This is a genomic window from Gluconacetobacter sacchari (assembly GCF_014174255.1).
GTDB classification, from domain to species: Bacteria; Pseudomonadota; Alphaproteobacteria; order Acetobacterales; family Acetobacteraceae; genus Gluconacetobacter; species Gluconacetobacter sacchari.
The window spans coordinates 1-910 of record NZ_JABEQJ010000099.1 but is presented as its reverse complement, the minus strand read 5'-3'; the positions used below and the strand labels follow the sequence as shown (position 1 = coordinate 910).

The following is a 910-nucleotide window of genomic DNA, read 5'->3' as shown; positions in this document are numbered from 1 at the left end:
GACCGATCGACGATCCGCTGCCGGCGTCCCGCGCAAAGCGAATGATCCGCCACGACCTGCCCGGCATGACGCACGACGACGCGCCCGCCCAGCACCACGACCTGCACGCTCTCGCCGATCAGCCGCCACGGCACGGAGTAGCTGTTGGTGTCCAGGTCGATCGCGCAATCGACCTGAACCTTGCGCACCAGATCGCGCAACTGGCCGAACGGCGCGCGTCCACCGAGCGGGCGCAGGGCCTCGGCCTCGCCGGCGAAACGCTCCGACGGTGCAACGCCCGTCGTGCCATGCACGCGCCGGTCGGCGATCTCGCGCGTCCATTGGTCAAGATGCGCCTCGAACGTCGCCCAGTTCGCGAAGCGCCGTCCCGCGACCGCGTTCTTCTTGACGTAGCCGACCCCGCGCTCGTCCTTGCCCTTGGTCCGCGCGCGATACGGCGCGCAGGCACGCGGCGCAAAGCCCCAATACCGCGCAAAGGCATGCAGCCGCCCGTTGAAACGGACCTCCCGCGTCGTCGCGTCGTGATGCTCGACCAGGGCTTTCGCATTATCGAGCAGGATCTCCGCAGGGACACCGCCGAACCGCAGGAATGCGCCCTCCATGCCCGCGAACCAGTCCGCCTGTCCCTGCCTCAGCGACGCGCGGATATGCAGGCGGCGCGAATAGCCGAGCGTCGCCACAAACAGATACACCCGCAGCCGCTCATCGCCGATCCACACCCGCGTCTCGCCGAAATCGATCTGCAACTGCCGCCCAGGCGGCGTCTCGAAGCGAACCGTCGCCCGCTTCCGGGCCAATAGCTCCCGCCGCCACGGCCGGACCTTCAACTCGACCGAGCGAAGCCCAATGACGATCCCGTGCTCGCTCGCCAGTTCCTGGCGGATCACGTCGGCATTGCCGTCGTGCCGGA

Annotated in this window: 1 protein-coding gene; it reads right to left on the bottom strand. The window is 68.6% G+C overall.

Annotated features, from left to right (window positions below; all coding sequences use genetic code 11):
• On the bottom strand, positions 1-910 hold a 910-nt coding region (gene istA / locus HLH48_RS22825; protein ID WP_182999730.1), incomplete at both ends, for an IS21 family transposase.